Origin of the sequence: Ideonella sp. B508-1, assembly GCF_000333615.1 — a bacterium.
Classification (GTDB): Bacteria; Pseudomonadota; Gammaproteobacteria; order Burkholderiales; family Burkholderiaceae_C; genus Ideonella.
Map to the genome: position 1 here is coordinate 13,640 of NZ_BADL01000146.1, position 14,050 is coordinate 27,689.

General features: G+C 65.5%; 11 protein-coding genes and 6 tRNA genes. 3 read left to right on the forward strand and 14 right to left on the reverse strand.

The genetic code is table 11. The features are described 5' to 3' along the window. Positions 1 to 13: 13 nt before the first annotated feature. Positions 14 to 2,872: a 2-oxoglutarate dehydrogenase E1 component gene (locus I73_RS06460; RefSeq protein ID WP_022979865.1), complete on the reverse strand. Its 2,859-nt coding sequence runs from the start codon at positions 2,870 to 2,872 to the stop codon at positions 14 to 16. 257 nt (positions 2,873 to 3,129) lie between these two features. Between I73_RS06460 and I73_RS06465 the strand changes: the two genes are divergently transcribed. Beyond that, positions 3,130 to 3,477, forward strand: coding sequence for a hypothetical protein (locus I73_RS06465; protein WP_022979866.1), 348 nt, complete (start codon positions 3,130 to 3,132; stop codon positions 3,475 to 3,477). Between the two features lie 52 nt (positions 3,478 to 3,529). On the opposite strand, the gene I73_RS06470 is transcribed toward I73_RS06465, so the two are convergent. Both I73_RS06470 and I73_RS06475 read right to left on the reverse strand, forming a co-directional pair. Further along, positions 3,530 to 4,462 (reverse strand): electron transfer flavoprotein subunit alpha/FixB family protein, encoded by a 933-nt coding sequence (locus tag I73_RS06470; protein WP_022979867.1) that lies wholly within the window; start codon positions 4,460 to 4,462, stop codon positions 3,530 to 3,532. Between the two features lie 2 nt (positions 4,463 to 4,464). Further along, a complete protein-coding gene (locus I73_RS06475) occupies positions 4,465 to 5,214 on the reverse strand; it encodes an electron transfer flavoprotein subunit beta/FixA family protein (protein ID WP_022979868.1) in 750 nt (249 codons plus the stop codon). A gap of 228 nt (positions 5,215 to 5,442) precedes the next feature. Here I73_RS06475 and murI point away from each other — a divergent pair, with 228 nt between their 5' ends. Next, positions 5,443 to 6,255, forward strand: a complete 813-nt coding sequence (murI, locus tag I73_RS06480; RefSeq protein ID WP_022979869.1) for a glutamate racemase — start codon at positions 5,443 to 5,445, stop codon at positions 6,253 to 6,255. 27 nt (positions 6,256 to 6,282) lie between these two features. Here the strand turns inward: murI and I73_RS06485 are convergent. The 8 genes from I73_RS06485 to clpP form a co-directional block, all read right to left on the reverse strand. After that, positions 6,283 to 6,371: transfer RNA gene (locus I73_RS06485), tRNA-Leu, on the reverse strand. Between the two features lie 89 nt (positions 6,372 to 6,460). After that, positions 6,461 to 6,536 (reverse strand) — tRNA-Gly (locus I73_RS06490). Positions 6,537 to 6,597: 61 nt separating this feature from the next. Further along, positions 6,598 to 6,673, reverse strand: a tRNA-Gly gene (locus I73_RS06495). A 16-nt stretch (positions 6,674 to 6,689) separates the two neighbouring features. Continuing rightward, positions 6,690 to 6,763, reverse strand: a tRNA-Cys gene (locus tag I73_RS06500). A gap of 73 nt (positions 6,764 to 6,836) precedes the next feature. Further along, positions 6,837 to 6,912 (reverse strand) — tRNA-Gly (locus tag I73_RS06505). 175 nt (positions 6,913 to 7,087) lie between these two features. After that, complete coding sequence (gene lon / locus I73_RS06510; RefSeq protein ID WP_022979870.1) at positions 7,088 to 9,514, reverse strand: endopeptidase La; 2,427 nt, start codon at positions 9,512 to 9,514, stop codon at positions 7,088 to 7,090. A 103-nt stretch (positions 9,515 to 9,617) separates the two neighbouring features. Next, a complete protein-coding gene (clpX, locus tag I73_RS06515) occupies positions 9,618 to 10,889 on the reverse strand; it encodes an ATP-dependent Clp protease ATP-binding subunit ClpX (RefSeq protein WP_022979871.1) in 1,272 nt (423 codons plus the stop codon). 57 nt (positions 10,890 to 10,946) lie between these two features. Beyond that, positions 10,947 to 11,555 (reverse strand): ATP-dependent Clp endopeptidase proteolytic subunit ClpP, encoded by a 609-nt coding sequence (gene clpP / locus I73_RS06520; RefSeq protein WP_022979872.1) that lies wholly within the window; start codon positions 11,553 to 11,555, stop codon positions 10,947 to 10,949. A gap of 21 nt (positions 11,556 to 11,576) precedes the next feature. Between clpP and I73_RS34415 the strand changes: the two genes are divergently transcribed. Further along, on the forward strand, positions 11,577 to 11,711 hold the full coding sequence (locus tag I73_RS34415) for a hypothetical protein (protein WP_255348158.1): 135 nt from the start codon (positions 11,577 to 11,579) through the stop codon (positions 11,709 to 11,711). Between the two features lies 1 nt (position 11,712). On the opposite strand, the gene tig is transcribed toward I73_RS34415, so the two are convergent. From tig to I73_RS06535, 3 genes are all read right to left on the reverse strand, one after another. Continuing rightward, positions 11,713 to 13,020, reverse strand: coding sequence for a trigger factor (gene tig, locus I73_RS06525; RefSeq protein ID WP_022979873.1), 1,308 nt, complete (start codon positions 13,018 to 13,020; stop codon positions 11,713 to 11,715). A gap of 43 nt (positions 13,021 to 13,063) precedes the next feature. Beyond that, positions 13,064 to 13,150 (reverse strand) — tRNA-Leu (locus I73_RS06530). A 192-nt stretch (positions 13,151 to 13,342) separates the two neighbouring features. Then, positions 13,343 to 14,050: efflux RND transporter permease subunit (locus I73_RS06535; protein WP_026096391.1), on the reverse strand; the 708-nt coding region annotated here is incomplete at its 5' end.

Consider the following 14,050-nt stretch of genomic DNA (forward strand, 5'->3'; position numbering starts at 1 on the left):
CAATGCGTTGTGATTACTTGGAGAGCACGAAGCCCTTGAGCTTGCCGAAGGCCTGATCCAGCAGCGCCTTCTGCTGCTCCTGGTGCAGGTGGGCATAGCCGACGGCGGGCGATGCCGAGGCCGGGCGGCCGGCATAACCCAGCTTCTGGCCTTCGAGCATGTTCTCGTGGATCTGGTGCTGCACGAAGAACCAGGCGCCCTGGTTCTGCGGCTCGTCCTGGCACCACACGATGTCCGTCGCGTTGGGGTACTTCTTGATCTCGGCGGCGAAGGCCTTGTGCGGGAACGGGTACAGCTGCTCGACGCGCAGGATGGCCACGTCGTGCGACTTCTTCTCTTCGCGCTTCTTGACCAGGTCGTAATAGACCTTGCCCGAGCAAGCGATCACGCGCTTGACCTTGGCCGCATCGATCTCGGCGTTGCGCTCGCTGATCACCGTGTGGAACTCGCCCTTGGTGAACTCCGACAGCGGCGAGGTGGCGTCCTTGTTCCGCAGCAGCGACTTCGGGGTCATGATGACCAGCGGCTTGCGGAACTGGCGCACCATCTGACGACGCAGCAGGTGGAAGATCTGGCTGGCCGTGGTCGGCTGCACCACCTGCATGTTGTTGTCGGCCGCCAGTTGCATGAAGCGCTCCAGACGGGCCGAGCTGTGCTCGGGGCCCTGACCTTCATAGCCGTGCGGCAGCATCAGGGTCAGGCCGTTGGCGCGGCCCCACTTCACTTCGCCAGAGGCGATGAACTGGTCGATCACCACCTGCGCGCCGTTGACGAAGTCGCCGAACTGGCCTTCCCAGATGGTCAGCGTGTTGGGATCGGAGCCGGCGTAGCCGTACTCGAAGCCCAGCACCGCTTCTTCCGACAGGATGGAGTCGATGACGACGAAGGGCGCCTGGCCTTCGGCCACGTGCTGCAGGGGGATGTAGATGCCTTCGTCCGACTTGTCACGGTTCTGGTCGTGCAGCACGGCGTGACGGTGCACGAAGGTGCCGCGGCCGGAGTCTTCACCGGACAGCCGCACCGGGTAGCCCGAGGCCACCAGCGAGGCATAGGCCAGGTGCTCACCCATGCCCCAGTCGACGTTGATGTCGCCACGGCCCATGGCGGCGCGGTCGGCAATGACCTTCTCCACCAACGGGTGCAGCTTGAAGTTCGCCGGGATGGTGGTGACCTTCTCGGCCAGACGCTTGATCTCGGCCAACGGCAGCGCGGTGTCGGCCGCGTCGGTCCACTTCTTGCCGAGGAACGGCGACCAGTCGACCGCGTACTTGCTCTTGAAGTTGGTCAGCACCGGATCGACGGTGTGCTTGCCGGCGTCCATCGCGGCGCGGAAGGCCTTGACCATCTCGTCCGGGCCACCGGCGGCCAGCACGCCCTGGGCGACCAGCTTGTCGCCGTAGAGCTTGCGGGTGCCCGGGTGCTGGCCGATCTTCTTGTACATCAGCGGCTGGGTCAGCGCCGGGGTGTCCTGCTCGTTGTGGCCCAGCTTACGGAAGCAGATGATGTCGACGACGACATCCTTCTTGAACTGCTGACGGTAGTCCATGGCCAGCTGGGTGCACCACACCACGGCGTCAGGGTCGTCGCCGTTCACGTGCAGCACCGGGGCCTCGATCATCTTGACCACGTCCGAGCAGTACAGCGTCGAGCGGGTGTCGCGCGGATCAGAGGTGGTGAAGCCGATCTGGTTGTTGATGACGATGTGGACCGTGCCGCCGGTGTAGTAACCGCGGGTCTGGGCCAGTGCCAGCGTCTCCATCACCACGCCCTGGCCAGCAAAGGCGGCGTCGCCGTGCACCAGCACGGGCAGCACCTGGTTGCCTTCCTTGTCGCCACGGCGGTCCATGCGGGCCTTGACCGAGCCCTCCACCACCGGGTTCACGATTTCCAGGTGCGAAGGGTTGAAGGACAGGCTCAGGTGGACCGGGCCACCGATGGTGGTCACGTCGCTGGAGAAGCCCTGGTGGTACTTCACGTCACCGGCAGGCAGGTCTTCCGGCGCGGTGTGCTCGAACTCGGCGAACAGGTCCTTGGGCATCTTGCCCAGGGTGTTGACCAGCACATTCAGGCGGCCACGGTGGGCCATGCCGATCACGATTTCCTGCACGCCCTTCTCGCCGGCATGCTGGATCAGCTCGTCCATCGAGGCGATGAAGCTCTCGCCACCTTCCAGCGAGAAGCGCTTCTGGCCGACGTACTTGGTGTGCAGGTAGCGCTCCAGGCCTTCGGCCGCGGTCAGGCGGTCGAGGATGTGCTTGCGCTTCTCCGGCGTGAAGCTGGGCTTGGAGCGGGCGCTTTCCAGGCGCTCCTGCCACCAGCGCTTCTCGGTCGGGTCCGTGCAGTGCATGAACTCGGCGCCGACGGTGCCGCAGTAGGTCTCACGCAGGGCCTGCATGATCTCGCGCAGCGTCATGTGCTCGGCACGCGAGAAATAGGTGTTCGCGGCGCTGAACGGGATGTCCATGTCGGACTCGCTCAGGTCGTAGAACGCAGGTTCCAGTTCGGGAATCTTGGGGCGCTCGGTGCGCTTGAGCGGATCCAGATCGGCCCAGCGCGAACCCAGGAAGCGGTAAGCGGCGATCAGCGACTGCACGTGGACCTGCTTGCGGGCCACGGCGAGGTCGGTGGAGCTGGCCTTGACCGTGAAGGCGTTCGACTTCGCGCGTTGGGCGAAGGATTCGATCACGGGGGCGTGGGGCACGTCGCGGCTGGCTGTGCCGTCGACTGCAGGGACGTTCTGCAGCGCGTCGAAGTACTCGCGCCAGTTGTCGGGCACGGAGCCCGGGTTGTCGAGGTAGGCCTCGTACATCTCTTCGACGTACGGCGCATTCCCCCCGAACAGGTACGAGTTCGACCTGTATTGCTGCATCATTTCTCGCTCACCTTTCGCTCCGGTTTCCAGAGCTCCGATGGGTTGATCAACCTTCCGCGGCCCGGCTTGACCGTTGGCGGATTGCGATCCGCCTTGCTGCCCAATGGGTAGGATCAGCAAGGGGACACAGAAGGACCTGAATTGTCAGGGCGAGACTGTAGCACCGATGGTGCCACCCACCGGCCCGGCAACTACCCTGCACAGCACTGGGTCATCGGAGATTCAACGCCGAACTTGAGTGGCAAAGTCCCGCCACGATGCCCCGCAGCCCCCTGTCGCGCACCATCTGGCTCCACCCTGAGGCCCCCGCCAAGCCCGCGGTGGGTGCGGATTGCAATGGCTGCGGCGTGTGCTGCGCCCTGGACCCCTGCCCCGTGGGGGTGCTGCTCAGTCGCCGGCTTCATGGCGCCTGTGCGGCCCTGCGCTGGAGCGAGACGGCGCAGTGCTACCGCTGCGGCCTGCTGAGCGCGCCGGACGAGGTGCTGGCCCGCTGGCCACGCCCGCTGCGCCGATGGATCCACCGGCATGCCGGACGCTGGATCGCCAGCGGCCAGGGCTGCGATGCGGACTGGACCCCGCAGGAGCGTTCCCTCACCAAGCCATGAAAAAGGGCGCCCGCAGGCGCCCTCCTTGGCAGTCCATGGTTGGAATTCAGGCTCAGAGTGCCTGGATCAGCTCCGGCACGGCGGTGAACAGATCGGCTTCCAAACCGTAGTCGGCCACGGAGAAGATCGGCGCTTCCGGGTCCTTGTTGATCGCCACGATCACCTTGGAGTCCTTCATGCCGGCCAGGTGCTGGATGGCCCCGGAGATGCCGCAGGCCACATACAGCTGGGGCGCGACGATCTTGCCGGTCTGGCCCACCTGCCAGTCGTTGGGCGCATAGCCGGCGTCCACCGCGGCGCGGCTGGCGCCCAGTGCGGCACCCAGCTTGTCGGCCAGGGGCGTCAGCACCTCGTTGAACTTCTCGCTGCTGCCCAGCGCACGACCACCGGAAACGATGATCTTGGCGGCGGTCAGCTCCGGACGGTCGCTCTTGGTGACTTCACGACCGACGAAGCCGCTCTTGGCGTTGGCGGCCACAGCAGCGACGCTCTCCACGGCGGCCGCACCGCCGGTGGCGGCGGCCGCATCGAAGGCGGTGCCACGCACGGTGATGACCTTGACCGCGTCGGCGCTCTGCACGGTGGCGATGGCGTTGCCGGCGTAGATGGGGCGCTCGAAGGTGTCGGCGCCCACCACCTTGGTGATGTCGCTGAGCTGGGCCACGTCGAGCTTGGCGGCCACACGGGGCGCCACGTTCTTGCCGCTGGCAGTGGCCGGGAACAGGATGTGGCTGTAGCCCGAGGCAATGGCCAACACCTGGGCGGCCAGGTTCTCGGCCAGGCCTTCGCCCAGGCCGGCGCCATCGGCGTGCAGCACCTTGGCCACGCCAGCAATCTGGGCGGCCGCCTGCGCGGCGGCGCCCGCATTCTGGCCGGCCACCAGCACATGCACATCGGCACCCAGCTGGGCCGCAGCGGTCACGGTGTTCAGGGTCGCGCCCTTGATCGAGGCGTTGTCGTGTTCGGCAATGACGAGGATGGCCATGTTCAGATCACCTTGGCTTCAGTCTTGAGCTTGGCCACCAGGGTGGCGACATCCGGCACCTTGATGCCCGCGCTGCGCTTGGCCGGCTCGGCCACGCTGAGCGTCTTGATGCGCGGGGCCACGTCCACGCCGAGGTCGGCCGGCTTGACGGTCTCCAGCGGCTTCTTCTTGGCCTTCATGATGTTGGGCAGCGTGACGTAGCGCGGCTCGTTCAGGCGCAGGTCGGTGGTCACCACCGCCGGCAGGCTCAGCTTCAGGATCTCCAGACCGCCGTCCACCTCGCGGGTGACGGTGGCAGCGCCGTCGGCCACCTCGACCTTGGAGGCGAAGGTGGCCTGCGGCAAGTCGGCCAACGCGGCCAACATCTGGCCGGTCTGGTTGCAGTCATCGTCGATGGCCTGCTTGCCCAGGATGACCAGCGCCGGCTGCTCCTTGTCGACCAGCGCCTTGAGCACCTTGGCGACGGCCAGGGGCTGCAGTTCGGCATCGGTCTCGACCAGGATGCCACGGTCGGCACCGATGGCCATGGCGGTGCGCAGGGTCTCCTGGCACTGTGCCACGCCGCAGGACACGGCCACCACCTCGGTGACCACACCCTTTTCCTTCAGGCGCACCGCCTCTTCGACGGCGATCTCGTCAAAGGGGTTCATGCTCATCTTCACGTTGGCCAGATCCACCCCCGTGCCGTCGGACTTCACGCGTACCTTCACGTTGTAGTCGACGACGCGCTTGACGGCTACCAGTACCTTCATTTCGCGTTGCTCCTGTCGGATCGTTTGAGTGATTTGACGTTTACGTAAACTGTCGGATTCTAGGACCTGACCCGAGATGCGCCAAGAGGCGCACGCGGGATACTGTCCCACCAGCGATCCAAAAAATCGCACGGTCGTTCTATTTTATGCTGCCACGATGGCCCTGCGGCTCGCGTATGCTTGGGGACAACCCTAGGTCGAGCCCGTTACCGACCCCACTCCCGCACCATGCCAGACCCGCTTTCGCCCGTCCCGCCCATCGGAATCTTCGATTCGGGCGTGGGCGGCCTGTCCGTGCTGCGCGCATTGCGGCGCCGCCGCAGCGACATTCCCCTGCTGTATGTGGCCGACTCCGGCCACGCCCCTTACGGCGATCGCGATCCGGCCCACGCCCTGCAGCGCTCCATTCGCGTCACGGAACATCTGATGGCTCAGGGCGCGCGCCTGATCATCGTGGCCTGCAACACCGCCACAGCGCGGGCCATCGACATCCTCCGCCAGCGCCATCCTGGCATCACCTGGGTGGGGGTGGAGCCCGGTGTGAAACCGGCCGTGCGCCACAGCAACAATGGTCGCATCGGCGTGCTGGCCACCCCTTCCACACTGAGCAGCCCCCGCTTCGATTCGCTGATCGACCGCTTCGCCCAGGGCTGCGAAGTGATCCGGGTGCCCTGCAAGGGACTGGCGGCCGCCATCGAAACGGGCGGCCCGGCAGACCCGGCCCTGGACACGCTGCTGGACCGGTATTGCGAACCGGTGATCCAGGCCGGCGCGGACACCGTCGTGCTGGGCTGCACGCACTACCCCTTCGTGGCCGAACGCATTGCCGCCCGCCTGGGCCCGCAGGTTCAGTTGCTGGACACGGCCGATGCCGTGGCGGCTCACGCCTTGCACCTCTGGCCCAATTGCAGCGGCCAGCGTCTGCCGCGCGAGACCATCGCCCCCGTTCAGCTCGAAACAACCGGTGATGCCACCGTGCTGGCGCGGCTGGCCCGCGAGGGCCTGGGGCTGGAGGCCCCGGTCCGGACCATCGATCTGTGACGGGTGCGCAGCACCGCGGGAGGCGGCTGGTGCCCGGAACCGGGTTCGAACCGGTACGCCCTGTGAGGGGCGGCGGATTTTAAGTCCGCTGCGTCTGCCTGTTCCGCCATCCGGGCACGGGGCGGCATTATCGCGGCCCACCAGACCACTCCCGCGCTCAGGCAACAAAAAAGGGAAGCCTCACGGCTTCCCTTTTTGAAGAGACTGGAGCGGGAAACGAGGCTCGAACTCGCGACCTCAACCTTGGCAAGGTTGCGCTCTACCAACTGAGCTATTCCCGCTTGGGATCACCGGGGCTGGACCCCGGCGCCGGCCCCGCACAAGGCGTGACCGTTTGGTGTTTGGAGCGGGAAACGAGGCTCGAACTCGCGACCTCAACCTTGGCAAGGTTGCGCTCTACCAACTGAGCTATTCCCGCATGGCGTCTTCAATCTTGGAGGCGCGATCCAGAGTCGAACTGGACTAGACGGATTTGCAATCCGTTGCATAACCGCTTTGCTATCGCGCCTTCGAAACCGAAGACAGTGTAGCGCCAGCTGCCACCCGATGAAAAAGGGAAGCCGGGGCTTCCCTTCGGAATCTGGAGCGGGAAACGAGGCTCGAACTCGCGACCTCAACCTTGGCAAGGTTGCGCTCTACCAACTGAGCTATTCCCGCATGGCTCCTGACGGAACACGTTTTCCTGATCTGTGTTTGGTGACACCACAGCCCGGTCGTTTCTGATTTCTCAGACGTTTCCGCGCCGCATCAGGAAAGCTCGCATTATAGGCATGCTTTCAGCACTTCGGCAAGCCTTTCAAGAAATCTTGAAAGACAGCCGAAGCACTGCCCCTCAATGGGGACGGACATCCCCCGCGGCCGGGGTGGCTGCCGCCTCCGCGGGCGCTGCCGCGGCAGCGGCCACCACTTCCTCTTCCGGCAGCGGCGTCGGGGCACGCTCCAGCGCCACCTCCAGCACCTTGTCGATCCAGCGCACCGGCACGATCTCGAGCTGGCTCTTGACGTTGTCCGGAATGTCCTGGAGGTCCTTGACGTTCTCCTCCGGGATCATCACCAGCTTGATGCCACCACGATGGGCCGCCAGCAACTTTTCCTTGAGGCCGCCAATGGCCGTCACCTCGCCGCGCAGCGTGATCTCGCCCGTCATGGCGACATCCGCCCGCACCGGGATGCCGGTCAGCGCCGAGACGAAGGCCGTGGTCATCGCCGCACCGGCGCTGGGACCATCCTTGGGCGTGGCGCCATCGGGCACGTGAACGTGCACGTCGCGCTTCTCGAACAGCTCGTCCTTGATGCCCAGGCGGCGCGAGCGACTGCGCACCACGGTGCGTGCAGCCTCGACCGATTCCTTCATCACGTCGCCCAGCGAACCGGTGCGGATGATGTTGCCCTTGCCCGGCATGGCCGTGGCTTCGATGGTCAGCAGATCGCCGCCCACTTCCGTCCAGGCCAGACCGACCACCTGCCCGACCTGGTTGGTCTTCTCGGCACGGCCGAAGTCGAACTTGCGCACCCCCAGGAAGTCATGCAGGTTCTCGTCCGTCACCACCACCTTGTCGGCATAGGTCTTGAGCAGCAACCCCTTGACCACCTTGCGGCAGATCTTGGAGATCTCGCGCTCGAGCGAACGCACACCGGCTTCACGGGTGTAGTAACGGATGATGCCGCGGATGGCGCCTTCGGTGACCTCCATCTCGTCGTCCTTCACGCCGTTGTTCTTGGCCTGCTTGGGCAGCAAGTACTTCTGCGCGATGTGGAGCTTCTCGTCCTCGGTGTAGCCCGACAGACGGATGACCTCCATCCGGTCCAGCAGGGCCGGCGGGATGTTCATCGAGTTCGAGGTGGCCACGAACATCACATCGGACAGGTCGAAATCGACCTCGATGTAATGGTCCCCGAAGGTGTGGTTCTGCTCGGGGTCGAGCACCTCCAGCAGGGCCGACGACGGGTCACCCCGGAAGTCCATGCCCAGCTTGTCGATCTCGTCGAGCAGGAACAGCGGATTGCGCGTGCCGACCTTGGTCAGGCTCTGCAGCACCTTGCCCGGCATGGAGCCGATGTAGGTGCGGCGGTGCCCACGGATCTCGGCCTCGTCACGCACGCCACCCAGCGCCATGCGGACGAACTTGCGGCCCGTGGCGCGCGCCACGGACTGCCCCAGCGAGGTCTTGCCCACGCCCGGGGGCCCCACCAGGCACAGGATGGGCGCCTTGACCTTGTCGACGCGCTGTTGCACGGCGAGGTACTCGAGGATGCGGTCCTTGACCTTCTCCAGGCCGTAGTGGTCCTCGTTGAGCACCTCCTCGGCCAGACCCAGGTCGTGCTTGATCTTGGTCTTGCGAGACCAGGGCAGGCCGATCAGCGTGTCCAGGTAGTTGCGCACCACCGTGGCCTCGGCCGACATCGGCGACATCAGCTTGAGCTTCTTGAGCTCGGCCTCGGCCTTCTTGCGTGCCTCCTTGGGCATGCGGGCCGCGGTGATCTTCTTTTCCAGCTCCTCCAGGTCGGCGCCTTCTTCGCCGTCGCCCAGCTCCTTCTGGATGGCCTTGACCTGCTCGTTCAGGTAGTACTCGCGCTGGCTCTTCTCCATCTGGCGCTTGACGCGGCCACGGATGCGCTTTTCCACCTGCAGGATGTCGACCTCGTGCTCGAGCTGCTCCAGCAGCTTCTCCAGCCGCTGGGCCACATCGAACAGGTCCAGCACCGACTGCTTGGATTCGAGCTTGAGCGGCAGATGGGCCGCGATGGTGTCGGCCAGACGGCCCGGATCGTCGATGCCGGCGATCGAGGTCAGGATCTCCGGCGGGATCTTCTTGTTGAGCTTGACGTACTGGTCGAACTGCTGGGTCACCGCGCGACGCAGGGCCTCGACCTCGGGGGTCGGCTCGCCCGCGGGCTCCACCGGCAGCACCTCGGCGACGAAATGCTCGCCGGCATCGCTGACGCTCTGGGTGTGGGCGCGCTGCACGCCTTCGACCAGCACCTTCACGGTGCCGTCAGGCAGCTTGAGCATCTGCAGGATGCTCGACACGCAACCAACGCTGAACAGGTCTTCGGCGCGCGGTTCGTCCTTGCCAGCGGCCTTCTGGGCCACCAGCATGATCTGGCGGCCGGCATCCATCGCGGCCTCGAGGGCCTTGATCGACTTGGGACGCCCCACGAACAGCGGAATGACCATGTGGGGGAACACCACCACGTCCCGCAGCGGCAGCAGCGGCAGCGTGGTCGGTTCCGGGGGAAGGATGGGATGTCCTGACATGGATTGCCTCACTTTCTCGGACCCACATGGGGCCCGAGGGTTGGATTGCAAGAAGCCGGACGCATCAAGGGGCTGATCGCCCGGCGTGGAAGGACATTCAGGCTCAGGCGCTGGCCTTGGCCTGTTCCCTGTAAACCAGCAGGGGCTTGCCGCCCTCTTCGATGATGTGCTCGTCGACCACGACCTTGGCCACCCCCTCGAGGGTGGGCAGTTCGAACATGGTGTCGATCAGGGCACCCTCCATGATGGAGCGCAGTCCACGCGCACCCGTCTTGCGCTTGAGCGCGCGGCGGGCGATGGCACTCAAGGCGGTCGGACGGATCTCCAGCTCCACGCCGTCCATCGAGAACAACTTCTGGTACTGCTTGAGCAGCGCGTTCTTGGGCTCGACCAGGATCTGGATCAGCGCCTCTTCCGTCAGCTCGCCCAGCGTGGCAACCACCGGCAGGCGACCCACCAGTTCGGGGATCAGGCCGAAACGCACCAGATCCTCGGGCTCGACGTTGCGGAAGACCTCGGAGACCCGCTTCTCGGACTTGCTGTGCACCGTGGCACCGAAGCCGATGCCGGACTTCTCGGTGCGGTTCTGGATAACCTTCTCCAGGCCGTCGAAGGCGCCGCCGCAGATGAACAGGATGTTGGTCGTGTCGATCTGCAGGAAGTCCTGGTTCGGATGCTTGCGCCCGCCCTGCGGCGGCACGCTGGCCATGGTGCCTTCGACCAGCTTCAGCAGGGCCTGCTGCACGCCCTCGCCCGACACGTCGCGGGTGATCGAGGGGTTGTCGGCCTTGCGGGAGATCTTGTCGATCTCGTCGATGTACACGATGCCGCGCTGCGCCCGCTCCACGTCGTAGTTGCAGTTCTGCAGCAGTTTCTGGATGATGTTCTCGACGTCCTCGCCCACGTAGCCGGCCTCGGTCAGCGTGGTGGCGTCGGCAATCACGAAGGGCACGTTCAGCAGGCGCGCCAGCGTCTGGGCCAGCAGGGTCTTGCCGGAGCCGGTGGGCCCGATGAGCAGGATGTTGCTCTTGGCCAGCTCCACCTCGTCCTTGCTCGCGCCCATGTGCTTGAGGCGCTTGTAGTGGTTGTAGACCGCCACCGAGAGCGTGCGCTTGGCCGTCTCCTGTCCGATCACGTACTGGTCCAGGCTGGACTTGATCTCGGACGGGGTGGGCAGATCCGACTTGGCCGGGGACTTGACCGAGCTGGGCTCGGCCGGCGTCTCGTCCCGGATGATGTCGTTGCACAGCTCGATGCACTCGTCGCAGATGAAGACCGAAGGTCCCGCGATGAGCTTCTTGACCTCGTGCTGACTCTTTCCGCAGAAGGAGCAGTAGAGGACTTTTTCGCCAGAGGCGCCTTTCTTGTCAGACATGGATATGTGCCTGGGCTGTGCTAGGAAACCGTGGAGGGATGATAGAGCAAGCGCCGATCAGCCCCGTTTCTCCAGAACCTGGTCGATCAGGCCATAGCTCTGGGCTTCGGCGGCGGACATGTAGTAGTCGCGCTCGGTGTCGGCCTGGATCTTCTCCAGCGGCTGACCGGTGCGCTCGGCCAGGATGCGGTTGAGCTGCTCGCGGGTCTTCAGGATCTCGCGGGCATGGATCTCGATGTCCGTGGCCTGACCCTGGGCGCCGCCCAGCGGCTGGTGGATCATGACCTTGCTGTTGGGCAGGGAGAAACGCTTGCCCTTGGCCCCGGCGGCCAGCAGGAAGGCCCCCATGCTCGCGGCCATGCCGATGCACAGCGTCGACACGTCCGGCTTGATGAACTGCATGGTGTCGAAGATCGACATGCCGGCGCTGACGCTGCCGCCCGGGGAGTTGATGTAGAACGAGATGTCCTTGTCAGGGTTCTCGCTCTCCAGGAACAGGAGCTGAGCGACCACCAGATTGGCACTCTGGTCGTTGACCGGCCCCACCAGGAAGACGATGCGCTCGCGCAGCAGGCGCGAATAGATGTCGTAGGCGCGCTCGCCGCGCCCCGACTGCTCGATGACCATGGGAACCATGCCGAGGGCTTGGGTGTCCAGTGCGCTCATGGAACTCCTTCAGGAGAAATGGTGACGGTTGTCCTGCTGCCCATTATGTCGCTGCAGAAAAACCGTGCGATCGAAGAAAAAAAGCCCGGCCAACAGGCTCGGGCGATTCTTCAGGGGGCCGGCCGATGCAACCACCCCCGCGCGGGCTTGATGTGACTCAAGCCGTCATCAGCTCGTCGAAGGGCAGCGACTTGTCGGTGACCTTGGCCTGGGCCAGCACGAAGTCGGTCACATTGTTCTCGATGACCACGGCTTCCACCTCGGCCATGCGCTGACGGTCCGACAGGTACCAGCGCACCACCTCGGCCGGCTTCTCGTAGGACTGGGCCATTTCCTCGATGTGGGCCTGCAGCTGTTCCGGCTTGGCCTGCAGGTTGTTGGCACGCACCAGCTCACCCACCACCAGGCCCAGGCGCACGCGCTTCTCGGCCTGCGGCGCGAAGATCTCGGCCGGGATCGGGGTCTTGTCGGCATCCTTGACGCCACGCTGCTTCAGGTCTTCGCGGGCGCCAGACACCAGGCGCTCGGTCTCCGCGGTGATCAGGGCCTTGGGCAGGTCCAGCTCGGCCACCTTGACCAGGGCGTCCATCACGGCGGCCTTGTTGCGGGCCAGCACGCGGAACTTGACCTCGCGCTCCAGGTTCTTCTTCACGTCGGCGCGCAGGGCCTCGACGGTGCCGGCCTCGATGCCCAGGGACTTGACGAAGTCCTCGGTCACTTCCGGCAGGTGTTGGGCCTCGACCTTCTTCATGGTCACCAGGAAGTCGGCTTCCTTGCCGGCCACGTCCTGACCGTGGTAGTCGGCCGGGAACTGCAGCGGGAAGGTCTTGGACTCGCCGACCTTCATGCCGCGCACGGCGGCGTCGAACTGCTCCAGCATCTGGCCTTCACCGACCAGGAACTGGAAACCCTCGGCCTTGCCGCCCTGGAAGGGTTCGCCATCGATCTTGCCTTCGAAGTCGATGGTGACGCGGTCGCCAGCCTCGGCGCCCTGGTCGGCCGGACGCTGGGCGAAGGTGCGGCGCTGCTTGCGCAGGATGTCCACGGTCTTGTCGATGGCTGCGTCGTCCACGTCAGCGGTCACGCGCTCGACCTCGGCGGTCGACAGATCACCCAGCTTCACTTCGGGGTAGACCTCGAAGGTGGCGTCGAAGGCCATCTGACCTTCCGGCGCTTCGTCCTTCTGGGTGATGTTGGGCACACCGGCCACGCGCAGCTGCGCTTCGTTGGCGGCCTGGGCAAAGGCCTGGCCCAGCTTGTCGTTCATCACTTCGTACTGCACCGAGTAGCCGTAGCGCTGGGCGACGACCGACATCGGCACCTTGCCGGGGCGGAAGCCATCGGCCTTGACGGTGCGGGCCAGCTTCTTCAGGCGGGCTTCGACTTCGGAGTTGATCTCGCTGGCCGCCAGCGTCAGGGTGATGCGGCGTTCGAGCTTCTCGAGGGTTTCAACGTTGACTGCCATGGTGCGAACTCTGATGTTGCGTGTACGAAAACGTCATGGGGGGTGGTGCGCGGAGCCGGACTCGAACCGGCACGCCCGTGAAGGCGTCAGGACCTAAACCTGGTGCGTCTACCAATTTCGCCACCCGCGCATTCCCGGCTCGGCGCGACGGCATCGACTGCCGCCGGCACGCCGGACCTGTCCCGATGACTGTTGTGTCGGAGCGGTCGCCCTGCCCTTTCAAGGCGCAGGCATCCACCCCGGGCGAACCGGTAAACCGCGTATTCTATCGGTCAACCGGCCCGCCGGGCGCCAAGGGGCGCCCGGGATGGCAAAAAGTGGCTCAGACGGTCGGCTTGGCCGCGCTCTCGGAGGGATGCCGCACGCGGAACCACGCGGCATACATGGCCGGCAGCGCCAGCAGGGTCAGCGCCGTGGCCGCGATCAGCCCCCCCATGATGGCCACCGCCATCGGCCCCCAGAACACGCTGCGCGAGAGCGGGATCATGGCCAGCACCGCGGCCGCGGCCGTCAGCACGATGGGCCGGAAACGCCGCACCGCCGATTCGACGATGGCCTCCCAGGCGGGCACGCCCCGCAACCGGTCCTGCTCGATCTGGTCGATCAGGATCACCGAGTTGCGCATGATCATGCCCACCAGGGCGATGAAGCCCAGCATGGCCACGAAGCCGAAAGGCCGGTCCAGCAGCAGCAGCGCGGCGGCCACGCCGGCAATGCCCAGCGGTGCGGTCAGCACGACCAGCATGGCGCGCGAGAAGCTCTGCAGCTGCAGCATCAGCAGCGTCAGCATCAGGAAGGCCATGACCGGCAGGCCGACCATGATGGAGCCTTGGCCCTTGGCGCTCTCCTCCACTGCGCCGGCCAACTCGATGCGCATGTCCGGCGGCATGCGCTGCTGCAGGGCCTGAAGCTTGGGCCACAGGGCCATGCTCACGGTGGCCCCCTGCACCCCCTCGATCACATCACCCTGCACGGTGATGGCGTACTTGCGGGCATCCCGCCAGAGCACGCCGGGCTCCCAGCCCTGCTC

Excerpts from the sequence above, each read along its gene's own strand:
- I73_RS06460 (WP_022979865.1), bottom strand. The coding sequence starts at position 2,872 with ATGATGCAGCAATACAGGTCGAACTCGTACCTGTTCGGGGGGAATGCG.
- I73_RS06465 (WP_022979866.1), top strand. The coding sequence starts at position 3,130 with ATGCCCCGCAGCCCCCTGTCGCGCACCATCTGGCTCCACCCTGAGGCC.
- I73_RS06470 (WP_022979867.1), bottom strand. The coding sequence starts at position 4,462 with ATGGCCATCCTCGTCATTGCCGAACACGACAACGCCTCGATCAAGGGC.
- I73_RS06475 (WP_022979868.1), bottom strand. The coding sequence starts at position 5,214 with ATGAAGGTACTGGTAGCCGTCAAGCGCGTCGTCGACTACAACGTGAAG.
- murI (WP_022979869.1), top strand. The coding sequence starts at position 5,443 with ATGCCAGACCCGCTTTCGCCCGTCCCGCCCATCGGAATCTTCGATTCG.
- lon (WP_022979870.1), bottom strand. The coding sequence starts at position 9,514 with ATGTCAGGACATCCCATCCTTCCCCCGGAACCGACCACGCTGCCGCTG.
- clpX (WP_022979871.1), bottom strand. The coding sequence starts at position 10,889 with ATGTCTGACAAGAAAGGCGCCTCTGGCGAAAAAGTCCTCTACTGCTCC.
- clpP (WP_022979872.1), bottom strand. The coding sequence starts at position 11,555 with ATGAGCGCACTGGACACCCAAGCCCTCGGCATGGTTCCCATGGTCATC.
- tig (WP_022979873.1), bottom strand. The coding sequence starts at position 13,020 with ATGGCAGTCAACGTTGAAACCCTCGAGAAGCTCGAACGCCGCATCACC.